Genomic DNA, 14985 nt, shown 5'->3' with positions numbered 1-14985 from the left:
TTATCGCTCCCCTGGCATTAGTAAATGGTATTGAATCGTTCTTCTTCAATTGCACTAACAATTTCATCATGCGTTTTATTTCCTAAAGTAATGGACTTGAACAATGCTTGAGCATTTTTTCTCATTCCCGAATTGATTTGAGCGTTCTCGTAATCAATCGCACTGTAAATCAAATCAAAGAGTTCTTCATTATCCAAAGTAGAAGCATGGAGTTTATGCTTTTCAGGAAGCATGTTAGAAAAGGCAGCAACTAAAGTTTCTGCTTTTCTTGTAATGCTGTTGAGTGACTTCTCTCTATTAGAACCAATTTTTTCACGAACAATAATGTAACGTGCTTTCGATACCATTTTTTTCGACTTTTGAATTTCTAGTGTCTTGTCAATATAGCTTTCGTTCAAAATACGTTTGACTATATCCTTTTCGTTCGCACTCTTATGTTGCACCCATTGAAGATACCCTTTCAGATTGACTGGTCTTGAAAACTGTTCAATCTGCAAAGGAAAAGAAGAAAACGCATGGTTATTTAAGAAACTTTGATAAGCGTTCAATGTTTTTATTCTGTCATTGTTCGACATACCAGTTAGATTCACCGATGATACTTCAACTATTTTTACAAAGTGGTTATCCAGTGTTTCAAAACAATCATTATTTATATCCCAAATCCCTAATTGTGAACGAATATCTTCTTTCATATCATTCACCCTTTCTCGTGACATTTCGTATTTCTTCTTACTTCTTATAAATTGCAATCGCCATTTAAAGACCGTCACCAGTGAAATATTCTTTCGATCAGAATGTTTCACCCATAGTAGAACGAGAACAATCGTTGGTGGTAAAAATGAGAATATAATAGTTGTCGTTGTTAGATTCCCTGTATCACTTAGGAAGTAAAGAATGATGACCGTTACTAATAAAAAGGGGGCTGTATACATTACATCAGCCCACCGAATGTTATTGATAAAGTAACGGGAAGAGTCCACTTGCATTGGAATTTCTAATAGTCCTTGTTCCTTCAATTCTTTCTTGCGGTACAGGGAGTTTGAATTATTGTCGCTCATACTCATTCAACTCCTTTTTAGAAGAATGTTTGTACCCAAGTAATAAGGGGTTTTGCTCCAAAGAAAACGATTAAGCCGACAATACAAACTACGAAGCCTTTTTGGAAGCTACGTTTATTTTCCTCGCCACCAAATGCAGTCAGCAGGGCCATGACAATAAGACCGATAGCAAAAATTGAAATACCGAGTGTTCTGAGTTCGCCAAAAAGTCCATTGAGTAGGTTGTTTAACGATTCAAACATGCAATTCCTCTCCTTTTCGTGCATTGAGATACCAATTTATTACGCTGGCTCAACAATGCGTTTTTTGTATACATGTGTTTAAAAGGTGTATTATTGATACCTATTTGGTTCATGTATATGTATCTATTATACACTATTTTTAAAAAAGTATCCATATTTAACTAGATTTGTTATACTGTTTTTAACGTAATATTACTATCACTTTAGTGCATAAGTGGTTTTTAAAAGGGAGTGGGGTTGAATGGCAGATTTTAAAAACATGAACAAAGATGAGGATAAAGAAAAAGATAAGAAAAAGTACACGACTATGAATTTAAGAGTTCCAACTGCATTAATTAATGAGGTGGATCAGTTCACAGAGGACTATAATTTCATGAACAGAACAGACGCAGTTCGATTTTTAATATCCAAAGGTTTGAAAGACTTTCAACCAGATAAATGAATGACTGGACTTATATTTGATTCCACACAAAAAGAGCAGCAGAGAAAAGTTCGTCTCTGTTGCTCTTTTTATAATGCGATATTTTATCCCTCTCGTTCTTCCAGCCAATCATACAGGGGTACTTTCTTAACTCCATTTTCATTATATTGCGGAGTATCATTTCCATCATCATTTTGCTTAGAATAAAAAATAGGTCCAAAGTGGTCTTTCAATGCAGTAAAAACGCAACGATAAATGTAGGCTTCATTATTAACTATTTTTTCATCTTTAGAATTTCCTCTTTTAATCTTACGGATCGCTCGGGTAAAACTATCAACCACAGCCATTTCAACGTCAAGTCTATCTTCTAAGAAGAAATGGAAACCCGAATCTTTTTCGATTTCTTTTTTTGCTCTGAATATCACACCTGCATAATATTCAGCTTCTTCAAGTGATGTTGAAAATACTTTTAAGCAACGACCTAATTGTTCAGGCACTCTGTTGTTTCTAAAGAAAGCATTTACCATGAATTCGTCTTGCTCACTTAGAGAAGAACCATTTAATTTGATTGTGGATAAGTCTGTTTCAGTATCTATTGTATCTAATGTTTTATCTGTTTTAAAAGAAGTATTATTAACCTCAGTATTATTAGGCTTCATTTTTTGAAGTTCCGGAACTTCATTTTTTGGAGCTTCATTTTTTAAAGTTCCTTGTGGCTCTAAGGCTGAAGCGTTAGAGCCTTCAATTTGCTTAGGTGTACCATCAGGTTCTGTTGTGTAGTTTTCAAACTCGTCAATCTTATAAATATCGTCCATCACGACTTCGGGATATAGCAAATACATTTTGTTTGGACGATTGTAGCCCTGTCTAAATTGCTCTATTAAGCCAGCGTTTACTAATTCCTTTTTAATCTTCACTACTGTTGCTTCGCTAGTTATATTCAACATTTTCATAAGTTCTTCATTTTTAAAGATAAAATAAATTCTACCTGTATCGACATCAAACCATCTGTTCTGTCTTGATAATGATGAACGGTCACGCAAGATCGACCATGCCACTTTTGCATTGTTAGACATATCTTTATACTTCCCGCTTACAAAGAACACTTGTGGTAACTGGAAGAACTTATGCTTATATTCCTCGTAGATTGTTACGTATTGATTATTCATTTTTAAAACTCCCTTTGGAGCAAACAAACGAATAGACACAAAGACGCTATTTGTGGTATATTTGTAACAGCGAGTAACATGTATACCACTATATTGACTTGTGTCCGATCATTCTTCTTGAATGCTCGGATATTTTTTTGTCTTTTTTTGTAGTTTTGTAGTCTAGTATTATTTTATATCAGAAAAATAATTAAAGATAGTTTGATATAAATATAGATTCGATTTTGAGGTGCTTACGAGCCTCGTAGACAGCTTTAAATCTATCATACGTATCTTTTATAAGGTAATCAGCTGATACCCCTAAAAACGCCATTCTACTAGATTATATAAAGCCTTTAGGATCGAAGTCGCTGTATTTATCATCAGAAGCCCCTGTATCGCCCGATATTTCTTCGGGCTGGCTAACAGAGGTATTTTCTTTTTGATTAGCGACAGGGACGTTTGTGACGCTTTGTGTCGATAGAGTACCTTCATTCTTATGCTGTTGGTAAAACTCGATAGCTTGTCTAACGTAGTGAGAAGCTAAATTAGTATCTTCTAATTCATCAAAGAATTGTGCGACCAGTGGGTGCTTTATCGTGTTGTAAGAGATTAGTTTCTTTTTGGTAGTCATTCAATCGCTCCTTATTTATCAAAGGACTTTGCAAGTTTTAGACAACCGTTTGCAGTAGCCATTTGAGAGTTTTCCGTAGGAATGAAGTTGTTTTTCTGCTGTTTCAAGACCTTGTTGAATACAATTGCACCACCACCAGTAGTAACAAAAGCAGTTACTCCCTGTTCATCAACTGTATCTTCATAAGCAGCTAGTGTTTCATTTAATTTTTTAGTCACTTCTTTATCAAAAATATCCTGGAATGATAATCTTGATTGTCCGAACTTTGCTAAGAAAGTTTCGTTTCTAATTCCTTCTTCAATATGCAATGGATCAACGTCTTGTTCACTTTTCTTAGAAAGTGTTTTAGCAATGTTTTTATAGAAGTTTCTCATGCCAGATTTAATTGTTTTGCCGTCTGCTCGTTTCATGTTTTTATATTCGTCAATTATTGTCGTACCGCTTCCAAAGTCAATGACAACGATGTTCCCGAATTTAAAATTATCATGGACTTGTGATTTATCATTTAAGTAAAGATTGAATAACGTACCAAGTGGTTGCTCGATGATAACTACTTCTTTTACGTCAATTATAATATCTTGTCCATTTCGAGAAACCACATGAACGCCTTTCAAGAAGCTTGAAAAGTCTTTTTTGAGAGTAGCGAATTGAATCTCATTTGAAGGCATACCTGTTACAAGTCGTACATCAACTTTGCTTTCATCTTCATACGAAGCGAGTTCAGCCAGTGCGAAATCAGCCATTTGTTGAAACGCTATCGTTTCATAGCGTTTATTGTTGCTGTTCGTTGTAGTGATAAAGCCTTCTTCAACTTCCATTGCGATATCTTCCCCAAATAAATATTCGTGATCGTCTTGTTTTCGCTTGAAAGTATTTAATTTAAAATCGTTTTTAAATGCAGATGATACAGCGTTATCTTCAAGATCCTTTATCGCAATCAAACTCGGAATAACAAAAGACCCCTTTTCACTAACAGCTTTTACATACCCATTCCCAAAGTCAATACCAAAGTTAATCATAAGTTATCGCTCCCTTGTTGTTTATATATACCATGATATATCTATTTGGATATACAGTCAAGTATTTGGATATAAAGATATATCCAAAGTGATATATCTTTATATCCCTTTGGATATAAAGATAATTATCAAAATTATTTCAAATGATCAGCGACAATAAAGTTGTTTAATTCTAATGCTACAAATACGCATAACACCGTCCCTAAATGTGGGCGGTGTTAAATATAGTTGTTTAATTTTCATGTAAAACACTTTTTCTATACCAATAATAAAACAATATAGTCGTTTAAACCTAAAGGTTATATAACAATCGCACGCGATAGTTGAATAAGGATTAGGACTTGATATCTTTCAATTTCGCTAAAAATTCAGTTTGAAAGCCTGCTTCAAATACTACACACTGAATTATTTTTAGGTCTTCAGAAAAGACAAACAAACCTTTTAAATCTATAAAAGATAGTGGGGTAAATTCAGGTCTAGGTTTTACTTCCCATGACTGGACTTCACCTAAGCAAAGAAAATCATTAGAATTTCGATACTCACTTTCGGAAAAATAGTTTTCAAGAAAACCAATTGCTGAGGAATCTATGAAGTCGGTTTGAATCATCTTTTTTCCTTTTAAATCAGTCTGTTTATAATGAAAGGGGATTTTCAATGGAACAGGTTCCGATATGATTGTAATTAGCCTAGTTGAATAATCAGCGAGAATCGATATAACACCTCTAAAAATGTTTTGGTACTGCTCAATGTCCTCGCACTTTATTTCGAAAATACTTATAGGTATTTCCTTTGTTTTAATACCGAAACTTACTTCTTCTTCATAGTCCTCGCTTACATTTATAAATATGATTTCCACTATTTTATGTCCCTCCAAAAAATAAACTTCAACAGATAAAGCATTAGATTAACATCAAGATTTTGCAAGTACTTCTTAAACTAACTGGCCCAAATTGTTGAATATCATCATGTTATTTTTAACTTAAAAGCCCCCTTTGGACAATGCATATCCAAAGGAGGAAAACGGTGCAACTTTTTTTAAAACAGCCGTAATTTTTTAAACGGTTAAACTTTAATTCAAATCCACACCCAGTCCCAATAACCGATAATACTATAAGCTTCATCGCTCAATTCTTTCTCATCATCCTATTTCTTGATCTACTATCTATCTAAATGACGATAGGCAAACGATTCTATCAATAAAAACAGGTTTTTCACTTGTAGACGTCGAATAGTAAACAATGCAACGATCACAATGGATAACGAATGACGTAATATAGTCAATGAGACGAGTTCGATAATCAACTAATATCGAAATATACACGACGAAACGAAGGGGGATGACAACGAACGATGAACGAGAGTGTAAACGAAGAACGCGAAAAAGATAGGCACGGGAGTCATCAACGTACATATAGCCTCGCGCAAATCGCGATTAAGCTCGATCGTCCAGCGTCAACTGTTCGAACGTGGAAAGATCAATATAACGAGTACGTCGAAAGTACGTCTATCGGTAAAGGACGTAATAAAAGGTACACAGGAGACGCTGTCCGCATTTTTTCGCTTATCAACGAGATGAAGGATAGGAACGAGCCCCACGAGCTCATACAGCAAACTCTCGCACAGAATGTCGAGCAAATTGTCTACACACCCGATGACGAGGATCGTCCTCCGGCATTAATGAATGAGATCCTCGACTCCTATCGAAATATCGTAGAAGTCATGAAATCGCAAGAGGATCGGATCAAAGAGCTCGAGTCTTATATAAAAGAATCCAATGAACAAGCCAAACAGCGAGAGATCGAACGTGAACAACGAGCGACGGGTACTATGAATAATCTATCGCAGAAGCTCGAGCAGCAGCAGAAGTATATCGACGAATCATTGACGAAACGAGACGAGATGCTGATGGAATCGTTGCGTCTTTCGCAGGAAGCAAAAAGAGAGGTCGCAGCAGCCGAGGAGAATCGACTCGAAGAAATAAAAGAACTGCACGAGCAGCATGCAAATAAAGGATTCTTGGCCCGATTGTTCGGTAAGTGAGCTATGGGCTCTTTTTTTTGTGAAAAAGGGCCTTTGCTAATTACATTTTTAGTTTTCACTTTAGGGACAACTTTTGGAGAGTCCATAACAGTGCTAATAGGGGTACCACCAACATTTCACGGAAAATGTTTTCAGCGTTTCGCTGGTAGGACCACTATGGGAGTGTCGCATGATCATAAATGACCTTGCAGCACTCTTTTTTATTATCGTGAAAGTTCAATTGAACGTGTTTTTTTGGGGATAGGACGGGCTGGCTCTTTCACATTTGTATTCTCGTGGACTTGTGTTTTTGTTTGAACATTTTTTAAAGACTTTGCTGTTGCGCGAACGTTAGAAGCTGAATTAACTTTAGCATTAACATTCTCCAGTGTAGCTTTTGGTGGTGGAGATACACGATTCTCTAAATCAACAATTTTATCTTTTAAAATTGCTTCTCGCTCACTCTCTAAACCGTTGTTCTTAATGCGTACATTAGCCAATTCGTTTTTAGCACTAGATAGCAAAGCATACATTTTAGAACGCTGTAAATGGTCTACAGAGTGCTTTAAAAGTACCTTATCCGATTGTAGAATGGTGACAATCCGATTGTTTGTCATATCGTCAGACAAAGACTTATTAAAATCTAATTTGTTCTTCACAAGCTTCTCGGTAACTTGATTAAGCTTATCAGGTGAAACAGTATTGCCCAATTCATGATACTTGTTTTCTAATTCAGTCCATTTTCCGTGCAAACTGTAATCATTTTCTTGATTGTTTTCTAATGACTTATTCAAAATAAATGAGTTGATTTGTTCATCAGAGAAATCAAATGAATTACCATCAGAAATGGCATAACCGTTTTCTTTCAATAGAAATTTTGCTTTTTGTTCTAATGCTTTTTTCTGTTCCAATTCATTTTCAAAATCATGTACAGGGGAGTTTGTCATTTCCGAAAAATCGAGTTTTTTAACGTCTCTTATCATTTCATCTACGGAATCATATATAACAATGGTTTCTTTATACTGGTTTGCTTCAAATAATTCAACTTCTGTTTTATAAGCTAAATTTTCAATATCTAAACTAACCTGCACAGAGTAACCATCATCTTCGGTAAAAGCAAGTCCAAGATTGTTGGTCTTATTTTTAATTTCGTTCAAAGTTTCATTATAGAGTTCTTGTTCATTTTCAATTGATGTATTTTCATCGAAATTATCTGTTCGATATTCGTTAATTGCTATAGCTAACTTTGTATCAATACTTTGATCTAAGATGTTTTCTTTTTCTAAAAGATTTAATTCATTCGTATTTAAAATGAAAGATTCTACTTCACTTTGCCTTTCAGCATTAACAAGCTTATTGTAATTATCTCGATTCAGTAAAAACTCTAAATCGATTTTATTATTTTCTTTGTTACGAACAAAGAATTTATGAAATTCAGTTTCAATTGCTAATTCTTTTTGCTTGTCTGTTTCATAATTCTTTATGATAAGTGACTTGTCATTGCTCTTATTGTCATAAATTACAGATGCTAAATATTTTGGTTCAGGTGATTTAGTTACTGGAATATCACTTGCACTATCAGGAATCTTTTCATCAGCCATTATTATCATTTCCTTTCAAATAATTAGGTTTATTATGATTAACATAATAAGAAAATGTCTTTAATAATTCTTCTGTTTGTTCGATTGTTAAATGCTCACAATCGAAGTATTTTTCAAGTAATGCTCCTTTTTGAATCAAACGGTTTGCACGTTTCTTTCTTTCATTATTCATAAAGGTTCGCCACTTTCTTTTTTCTCTTTCGATTAACTGACCTTGTCTTTTGTATAGAAGAATTACGTCAGTTGTGTTTTTGATTCTTCTAACTCGTTCTTTCCCGAATGTACATTATCATTCATTAAAAGTTTTTGTGCTTCTTCTTTCAGTGAAGAAATAATATCAATCACAATTTCAGAATCAACGTCAGCACCGATTTCCCATTCTTTAAAAACCAAACGACCAACTTCTTCATATGCCTGTCGTTCTAGTTCTTTCATTTCCTCCTGCATTTTTAAGATTTTTTCCTCCATCTTGTTTTTACGGTCTACAATTCTTTGTACTTTATTAGACATTATTAAAAACTCCCTTCAAATTTTTTAGCTTTGTTTAATTCTATATGAAATACATTGAAAAATCAAACCATACTAATAGAAAAACTGTAAATACTGTGGTACAATAATCATGAAGTTAAAGACGAGTGCCCATCTATACGCAGTGATTTTCCTTTCAGGAAAACTCTGCATTCGACGGGTAGACCATAGAACAAAATTCAAGGTCATGTTTCCCACAGGGGTTTCCAGCGGGGGCTAAATCAAAAGTAAAGGTGGTGAGATAAATGACAAGCGGATATTATAACTTTGATTGTCGAGTTGTTAATAATTCAACTTCTTCATCTGTTGCAATGGCTTCATATCGTAGTGGTGAAAAACTATATTCTGAACGTGACGGTGAAACGAAATCTTATAAAGAGAGAGAAGTTCAACCGCAGTCATTTATCTTGAAACCTGAACACGCTCCCGAATGGACTTTAGAACGTGAAAGATTATGGAATGAAGTTGAACGAATTGAGAAACGAGAAGGTTCACAAATCGCAAGAAGTTTGCTTCTTTCTTTACCGAATGAATTTACAGAGGAACAGCAATTTGAATTAACAAAAGAATACGTTCAAGAAAATTTCGTGAATAAAGGAATGGTTGCAGACGTTTCAATTCACAGAGATGAAAAGAACAATCCCCATGCTCACGTTTTATTAACTATGAGAGAGTTCAACCAAGACGGTACATGGAATAAAAATAAATCAAAACGCATTTCAGTGTTGGACAAAGAGGGCAAACAAGTTTTCGATGAAAAGGGTTGGAAAGTTACAAAGTCAGTAAAAATAAATGACTGGAATAGCAAATCAACTTTGGTTAAGTGGAGAGAAAACTTCGCAGAAAAATTGAATGATAAATCAAAAGAACATGGATATGATTTAATTTTTTCTCATAGATCATATGAAGATCAAGGGCTTGAAATTAAACCGACTGAACGATTGTCTTTAGAAAATTACCAGTATGAAAAACGTTTAAAAGATGAAGCATTAGAGCAGGGGAAAGAATACGAACCACAAACTTACTTCGGTAAAAAGAATAAAGAAATTAAAGCTTATAATGAAAAGGTTATTCATGCTTCAAAAGAACATTCTTCTGTTGTTTCTATTGATGATTATAAGAACGAAAAAGATATGAATGATTCATTTGAAATTGAAAAGAGAAACAGCCGACCATTGACTGTTAAAGAAGTCAATGCTCATAAGATAATTGGAAAACGAGCAAAAACATATGTTAATTTTAATATCGCTAATCGAATGTATAACGAGTTCCACAATCCACGTAGTAGTTGGAAGTTACAACTAGATACTGAAAGAACAAAATTAGATGTTTCTGAACGATTCTATAAAAAGGTATTGAGCGAATACCGAGAGGATAAAACATCGATTAAAAAGTACGGATACTCATTAGATACGTTCCAAGATGATATTAAAAAACAAGTAAATGATTTGAGAACCAGTCAGGATAGTTTCAAAAATAAACAACTTCAATTTGATAATCTTAAACAAGATTCTCACATCGTTTATGACTATCAAAAAGACGTTTTAGAATCAGAGTTTGCAGTCGTTTATGAAGGTGAAAATGTTGAGGGAGTTAGTTTAGAGGAAAAAGCCTTTGCATTAGATACCATGAAAGATACACATGAAATTGTTCCATTCAATGAACTAAAAGAGCATTATCAAACTAGAGCAAAACAGAATGAAAATGAAATGGTTATTCCGTTATGGAAACAGGCTAAACAAACGATGACTTCAATTAATATTTACCAGCGATCTATTGATAAATTTAATCGAATGGATAAAGGCATACCCGACCTTCATAAAGAGATTATCCAAGCGCGTACATTCGCTGATTTGAAGGAGCAATATGAAGGTTATATCAGAGATATTGAGCCTTATATCAATGTGGATTTAGAAAAGAAAGGCTTTGCACCGGACATACAAAATCACGACATTGAAATGAAGGTTACTCTTTTAGAAGCGTATGACCGATTGAGCGAAGTGGAGAAAGAACAGTTAAATCATGTTCAATTCTTGAAGGACGTACAGGCTCAACAAGAGACAGTTCATAATCAGTTGGATAATGACAAAGGCAATGATTCAAGGGCCCATATTAAGCAGAATATGAAAGAGCAGACACAGAACATCATTAACCAGTTGTTCATGGCAATACAGCAACAGGCACAGCATGACCAAAGCCGAGATTCAGGACGGAACAAGCGTGACCGTACTGCTCAAAGAAGAAGAAAAGGTTCAGACGGTAGAGAACTATAAAGCATGAGTGGAGCAAGGTGAAGAATGACCTTGCAGCACTTACTAAATAAAAAGGAGCGATAACACTTATGAGGACAAATGTTCCTGTTTTGATACTAGCAGAAAAACCGAGCCAAGCAAAAGCGTATTCTAGTGCTTATGAAGTAGAAACGAAAGACAAACACTCGATTACATTAAAGCCCAACAAGACCTTCCCGAATGGTGCAATTATAACGTGGGGTATCGGTCATTTAATTGGCTTGCAACCACCGCAAGATTATAAGAAGGAATTAGGGGTTTGGAAGCTTTCAAACTTACCCATCTTCCCTGAACCGTTCATCTATACTCCGAATGAACATACCCGATCCCACTATGACCAAGTAGCCAAATTAATTAATTCGCCAAATATTGAAGAGGTCGTTATAGGGACTGATTGCGACAGGGAAGGCGAAGCAATCGCCCATTTAATAATAAATCAAGCCGGAGCAAGTAATAAAAAGATAAAGCGTTTATGGATAAATTCATTAGAAGTAGATTCGATTAGAAAAGGATTCGAGAATTTGAAAGATGGAGCAGATACCTACAATCTATTTTTGGAAGCCCAAGCACGACAAAAGAGTGATTGGTTGATAGGCATGAATTTCTCTCCTTATTTCAGTTTGCACCTTCAAAATAAAGGAATCATAGGGCATGGAAGTTTTAGTGTTGGTAGAATACAAATACCTTTAGTTGTATTGATAAATGAGCGACAAAAGGAAATCGAGAATTTTGTTTCAAAACCGTTCTACCGATTGGAGGCAAATTTCACTCATGCGATTGGATCGTACATCGGAAAAGCAGATTATAAGACAGATACAAAAGATGAAATTGCGAAGGTTCTCCAAGATAAAGGGATTGATTTAAAAGACAGTGGAGTGATTAAGTCCATTGAAAAGAAAGAGAAACGTACCCTTGCTAAACGGTTGCACTCTTTATCTAGTCTACAAAGTGAAGCCAATAAGCGTTGGAAATATACACCGTCAGACGTTTTGAGAATCGCTCAAACTTTATATGAAAAGAAGTTACTTACTTACCCAAGAACCGATAGCAATTTTATTACCACTGGTGAGTTTGAGTATATTAAAAATAATGTAGATTCCTATAAAGAGTTCATGAAGGTTGATTTCAAAACAAAATCATTAGAGCAAAATAAGCGTTTTGTCGATAATGAAAAAGTTCAGGAGCACTTTGCGATTGTGCCAACTAAGCAAGTCGCAGATGAAAAAACATTCAATGAGTTATCTGACCAGGAGAAGAATATTTATCGGGAAGTTATGCTCACGACACTTTGTATGTTTGCCGAAGATTATATTTATGAGGAAACCACGATTTTAACAGACGTAAAAGAAATTGAGTTTAAGACCATCGGTAAAACGGAAATTGAAAAAGGTTGGAAAGCGATTGTGCAAACTGCTGAAAAAGAAGATGAGGACAATCAAAATTTACCGCTTGTCGCAGAAAGTGATCCAGTACAAAGTAAGCTTGAAATTATTGAAGGGTTCACAAAACCACCGAAACCGTATACAGAAGGGCAACTTATTAACTTGATGAAAACGTGCGGTAAATACGTTGAAGAAAATGATGAAGTAGCCATTTTAAAAGAGATTGAAGGTATTGGAACGGAAGCGACAAGAGCCGGAGTAATTGAACGAGTGAAAGAACAAAATTATATTGAAGTGAAAAAGAATATTGTTTATGTCACCGAAAAAGGACAAATTATTTGTGAAGCTGTTAAGGGTACATTGTTAGCCAGTCCGACCATGACAGCAAAGTGGGAATTATATCTTCAAAAGATTGGTGAAGGTACTGGAAATCAAGAAGCCTTTATCCAAAACACAAAAAATTTCATTGAAAAGACGATTGCTGAAACAAACGAAAAAATTGAGAACAATGACAAGATCGTTGCGTTGAAGGAACAAGCCGAAGAAAAAAACTATATAACTGATTGTCCGATTTGTAAAAAAGGGCATATCATTGATAAAAATAAAGTGTACGCTTGCACGGGAGAATCAAATGGTTGTAAGTTCGTGATATTTAAAAAAATATCAGAAAAAAACCTCTCTGAAAAAATGATAAAAACACTTTGTGAAAAAGGAACGACAGCGAAATTAAAAGGTTTTAAATCTAAAAAAGGAAAAGCCTTTGAAGCAAAATTGAAGTTAAATGAAGGGAAAGTCGAGTTTGATTTCTCATAAATTGAAAGAGTAGTCCACTTTTAAAAATGGTGGGCTATTTTTTTTTTGTTCATTTTTAGTGATGTTAGAGCAAATGCAATCGTCGGGTAGCCTTTCAGGTCTACTAAGGGGTTGTAAGGTTGAAGAACGCAACCTAACAATCCCTAAGCATCTCGCTTGTATCTAAAAGGTCCGATAACAACGGACAGTAATGTGTGGCCACTTTCAAAAACCGAAAGTAGCAGCACAAACTGTCCGTAAGTTCCTGTACCTTTCTTCACGATCCAACGACTACGAAGTTCAAAAGAAGAAGAACAAAGTTCAAGAGCCTAAATTCCAAACCTATTCCCTCTCATCCACTCGTACCCACCTTTTGTTGTTTATGGTTCATTTTTAGTGTACTAAGTCGTTTGCTGAACAGTGATTATAGACCACCAAATAAAAAACAAAAGGGTAAAATGCACTTCGCTACGCTTCGCCCTTTCGTTTTTTATTCGGAGGTCTTTTTTATAATCACAGCAAACGACTAAGTACACTGAAAAAAATGAACCATAAACAACAAAAGGAACGAGCCAGTCTGACGAGTGGGAATATGGAATTTTTAAAAGATTCCAGCACCGTCTAAAGTTCCTAAAAAAAATGGTTTGCTGAAAAACAAAAGAAAGGAAAAAACAAAAGACAAAGTCGAAAACACAATCTAAGGAGCGATAACACTTATGAGAAAACACAACATCGAAATTAAAGAAATTTTTACGCTTAACATGGAAATTGAAGCAACGACAGAAAAAGAAGCTGTTAAGAAAGCGAATGAATTATATTGCGGAGAAGAAATGGACTTGCGAGAAAATGAAAATACCGAAGTTAAAACAACAATTGAATTCTCACCAGTAGAACAATTGAAACCAATATTAGAGGTATTACGAATTAAGCAAGTAACGACAATAAATGAAGATGAATTGACTTATAAGATAAGAGAACCGAGAGACCTTCACGATGTAGCTTATAAAATGATTGGCGAAGAAGATAGAGAAGTCTTTTTGATAATCTGTATGACTGTGAAAAATGAAGTTAGTGCAGTTCACAGGGCTTCAATCGGAAATTTAAACAGTGCCATTGTAACACCGAGAGAGATATTCAAAACCGCTATATTAAATAACGCAGGCTCAATCGCAGTAGCCCACAACCACCCAAGTTTTGATAGTGCTGTACCAAGTAGTGAAGATATTCAAGTCACAAAAAGGCTTGTCGAATGTGGGGAATTGCTAGGAATCGAAGTTGTTGACCATATTATAGTAAGCGGTAAAAAATACGTTTCATTAAAAGAAAAAGGCTATATGTGAGCGAAGGGGGAAACCCCTTCTTCTGATTTGAAAAGTTCAAGATCGGCAGAACGCATTGTGTGGCCACTTTCAAAAACCGAAAGTGGCAGCCCAACACGTTCTGCTTTATGGAACAAATAAAACCGCTTATTTGTCCGATTGAAAAGCCCATAAATAAAGGAAACAAGATGAAGTGCCATCTTGTTTCGATACATCAAAACAGCACATAATTGGTATCAATTTGATACACAAAACGGTATAATTGATTTATGGATAAGGGGGTTGTTACCATCGAAAAGAAGAGAATAGCCGTTATTATACCGGAGTCATTGAAAGACCAATTAAAGAACATGAGTGAAGAATTAGGGGTTTCCCAGTCACAGCTAGCTGTACTGGCGATTCAAAGTTTAGTTGCTAATTATGAGAGCAAAGGAAGTCAGGTCTTTCTTGATTTGATTCAAAAACATTAAACAAAGGAGCGATAACACATGCAATACAAAACCCGAGAATATAATTTAAAAGATTTAGAGG

The 14985-nt window shown here is 35.0% G+C and carries 15 protein-coding genes; 6 read left to right on the top strand and 9 right to left on the bottom strand.

Annotated features, from left to right (window positions below; translation table 11 throughout):
• Positions 1–17: 17 nt before the first annotated feature.
• The gene (locus tag H2672_RS17565; protein WP_186673517.1) at positions 18–1058 is read right to left on the bottom strand and encodes a hypothetical protein; all 1041 of its coding nucleotides are present in this window, start codon (positions 1056–1058) and stop codon (positions 18–20) included.
• Positions 1059–1075: 17 nt separating this feature from the next.
• On the bottom strand, positions 1076–1300 hold the full coding sequence (locus tag H2672_RS17560; protein ID WP_186673515.1) for a TrbC/VirB2 family protein: 225 nt from the start codon (positions 1298–1300) through the stop codon (positions 1076–1078).
• Positions 1301–1541: 241 nt separating this feature from the next.
• Between H2672_RS17560 and H2672_RS17555 the strand changes: the two genes are divergently transcribed.
• On the top strand, positions 1542–1742 hold the full coding sequence (locus H2672_RS17555; RefSeq protein ID WP_186673512.1) for a ribbon-helix-helix domain-containing protein: 201 nt from the start codon (positions 1542–1544) through the stop codon (positions 1740–1742).
• 83 nt (positions 1743–1825) lie between these two features.
• On the opposite strand, the gene H2672_RS17550 is transcribed toward H2672_RS17555, so the two are convergent.
• From H2672_RS17550 to H2672_RS17535, 4 genes are all read right to left on the bottom strand, one after another.
• The gene (locus H2672_RS17550; RefSeq protein WP_186673511.1) at positions 1826–2890 is read right to left on the bottom strand and encodes a replication initiator protein A; all 1065 of its coding nucleotides are present in this window, start codon (positions 2888–2890) and stop codon (positions 1826–1828) included.
• A gap of 322 nt (positions 2891–3212) precedes the next feature.
• A complete protein-coding gene (locus H2672_RS17545; protein ID WP_186673510.1) occupies positions 3213–3503 on the bottom strand; it encodes a hypothetical protein in 291 nt (96 codons plus the stop codon).
• 11 nt (positions 3504–3514) lie between these two features.
• Positions 3515–4522, bottom strand: coding sequence for a ParM/StbA family protein (locus H2672_RS17540; RefSeq protein ID WP_186673509.1), 1008 nt, complete (start codon positions 4520–4522; stop codon positions 3515–3517).
• 334 nt (positions 4523–4856) lie between these two features.
• The gene (locus H2672_RS17535) at positions 4857–5378 is read right to left on the bottom strand and encodes a hypothetical protein (RefSeq protein ID WP_186673508.1); all 522 of its coding nucleotides are present in this window, start codon (positions 5376–5378) and stop codon (positions 4857–4859) included.
• A 494-nt stretch (positions 5379–5872) separates the two neighbouring features.
• Here H2672_RS17535 and H2672_RS17530 point away from each other — a divergent pair, with 494 nt between their 5' ends.
• On the top strand, positions 5873–6562 hold the full coding sequence (locus tag H2672_RS17530) for a DUF3967 domain-containing protein (RefSeq protein WP_186673507.1): 690 nt from the start codon (positions 5873–5875) through the stop codon (positions 6560–6562).
• 203 nt (positions 6563–6765) lie between these two features.
• Here the strand turns inward: H2672_RS17530 and H2672_RS17525 are convergent, their stop codons facing one another.
• The 3 genes from H2672_RS17525 to H2672_RS17515 are packed head-to-tail and all read right to left on the bottom strand — an operon-like array spanning position 6766 to position 8652.
• Positions 6766–8142, bottom strand: coding sequence for a hypothetical protein (locus tag H2672_RS17525; protein ID WP_186673506.1), 1377 nt, complete (start codon positions 8140–8142; stop codon positions 6766–6768).
• Complete coding sequence (locus H2672_RS17520; protein ID WP_370569696.1) at positions 8135–8347, bottom strand: hypothetical protein; 213 nt, start codon at positions 8345–8347, stop codon at positions 8135–8137. The genes H2672_RS17525 and H2672_RS17520 overlap by 8 nt, the downstream gene beginning before the upstream one ends.
• A gap of 29 nt (positions 8348–8376) precedes the next feature.
• The gene (locus tag H2672_RS17515; protein WP_186673504.1) at positions 8377–8652 is read right to left on the bottom strand and encodes a hypothetical protein; all 276 of its coding nucleotides are present in this window, start codon (positions 8650–8652) and stop codon (positions 8377–8379) included.
• 263 nt (positions 8653–8915) lie between these two features.
• Between H2672_RS17515 and mobQ the strand changes: the two genes are divergently transcribed.
• The 4 genes from mobQ to H2672_RS17495 all read left to right on the top strand — a co-directional run bounded on the left by mobQ (position 8916) and on the right by H2672_RS17495 (position 14924).
• Positions 8916–10943 carry a MobQ family relaxase gene (mobQ, locus tag H2672_RS17510; protein ID WP_186673503.1) on the top strand — a complete coding sequence of 676 codons (2028 nt, stop codon included), beginning with the start codon at positions 8916–8918 and terminating at the stop codon, positions 10941–10943.
• Between the two features lie 68 nt (positions 10944–11011).
• The gene (locus tag H2672_RS17505; RefSeq protein ID WP_186673502.1) at positions 11012–13156 is read left to right on the top strand and encodes a type IA DNA topoisomerase; all 2145 of its coding nucleotides are present in this window, start codon (positions 11012–11014) and stop codon (positions 13154–13156) included.
• 695 nt (positions 13157–13851) lie between these two features.
• Positions 13852–14475 (top strand): JAB domain-containing protein, encoded by a 624-nt coding sequence (locus H2672_RS17500; RefSeq protein ID WP_255485879.1) that lies wholly within the window; start codon positions 13852–13854, stop codon positions 14473–14475.
• Positions 14476–14723: 248 nt separating this feature from the next.
• On the top strand, positions 14724–14924 hold the full coding sequence (locus tag H2672_RS17495) for a helix-turn-helix domain-containing protein (RefSeq protein ID WP_186673501.1): 201 nt from the start codon (positions 14724–14726) through the stop codon (positions 14922–14924).
• The last annotated feature ends 61 nt before the right edge of the window (positions 14925–14985 follow it).

The organism is Sporosarcina sp. BP05, from assembly GCF_014282005.1.
Lineage (GTDB): Bacteria > Bacillota > Bacilli > Bacillales_A > Planococcaceae > Sporosarcina.
Note: the sequence above shows the minus strand (reverse complement) of the source record. Positions and strands in the feature narration are given on the sequence as shown.

What these genes read in the sequence shown, in the direction of transcription:
- H2672_RS17565 (WP_186673517.1), bottom strand. Translation starts at nt 1,058, where the DNA reads ATGAGCGACAATAATTCAAACTCCCTGTACCGCAAGAAAGAATTGAAG.
- H2672_RS17560 (WP_186673515.1), bottom strand. Translation starts at nt 1,300, where the DNA reads ATGTTTGAATCGTTAAACAACCTACTCAATGGACTTTTTGGCGAACTC.
- H2672_RS17555 (WP_186673512.1), top strand. Translation starts at nt 1,542, where the DNA reads ATGGCAGATTTTAAAAACATGAACAAAGATGAGGATAAAGAAAAAGAT.
- H2672_RS17550 (WP_186673511.1), bottom strand. Translation starts at nt 2,890, where the DNA reads ATGAATAATCAATACGTAACAATCTACGAGGAATATAAGCATAAGTTC.
- H2672_RS17545 (WP_186673510.1), bottom strand. Translation starts at nt 3,503, where the DNA reads ATGACTACCAAAAAGAAACTAATCTCTTACAACACGATAAAGCACCCA.
- H2672_RS17540 (WP_186673509.1), bottom strand. Translation starts at nt 4,522, where the DNA reads ATGATTAACTTTGGTATTGACTTTGGGAATGGGTATGTAAAAGCTGTT.
- H2672_RS17530 (WP_186673507.1), top strand. Translation starts at nt 5,873, where the DNA reads ATGAACGAGAGTGTAAACGAAGAACGCGAAAAAGATAGGCACGGGAGT.
- H2672_RS17525 (WP_186673506.1), bottom strand. Translation starts at nt 8,142, where the DNA reads ATGGCTGATGAAAAGATTCCTGATAGTGCAAGTGATATTCCAGTAACT.
- H2672_RS17515 (WP_186673504.1), bottom strand. Translation starts at nt 8,652, where the DNA reads ATGTCTAATAAAGTACAAAGAATTGTAGACCGTAAAAACAAGATGGAG.
- mobQ (WP_186673503.1), top strand. Translation starts at nt 8,916, where the DNA reads ATGACAAGCGGATATTATAACTTTGATTGTCGAGTTGTTAATAATTCA.
- H2672_RS17505 (WP_186673502.1), top strand. Translation starts at nt 11,012, where the DNA reads ATGAGGACAAATGTTCCTGTTTTGATACTAGCAGAAAAACCGAGCCAA.
- H2672_RS17500 (WP_255485879.1), top strand. Translation starts at nt 13,852, where the DNA reads ATGAGAAAACACAACATCGAAATTAAAGAAATTTTTACGCTTAACATG.
- H2672_RS17495 (WP_186673501.1), top strand. Translation starts at nt 14,724, where the DNA reads ATGGATAAGGGGGTTGTTACCATCGAAAAGAAGAGAATAGCCGTTATT.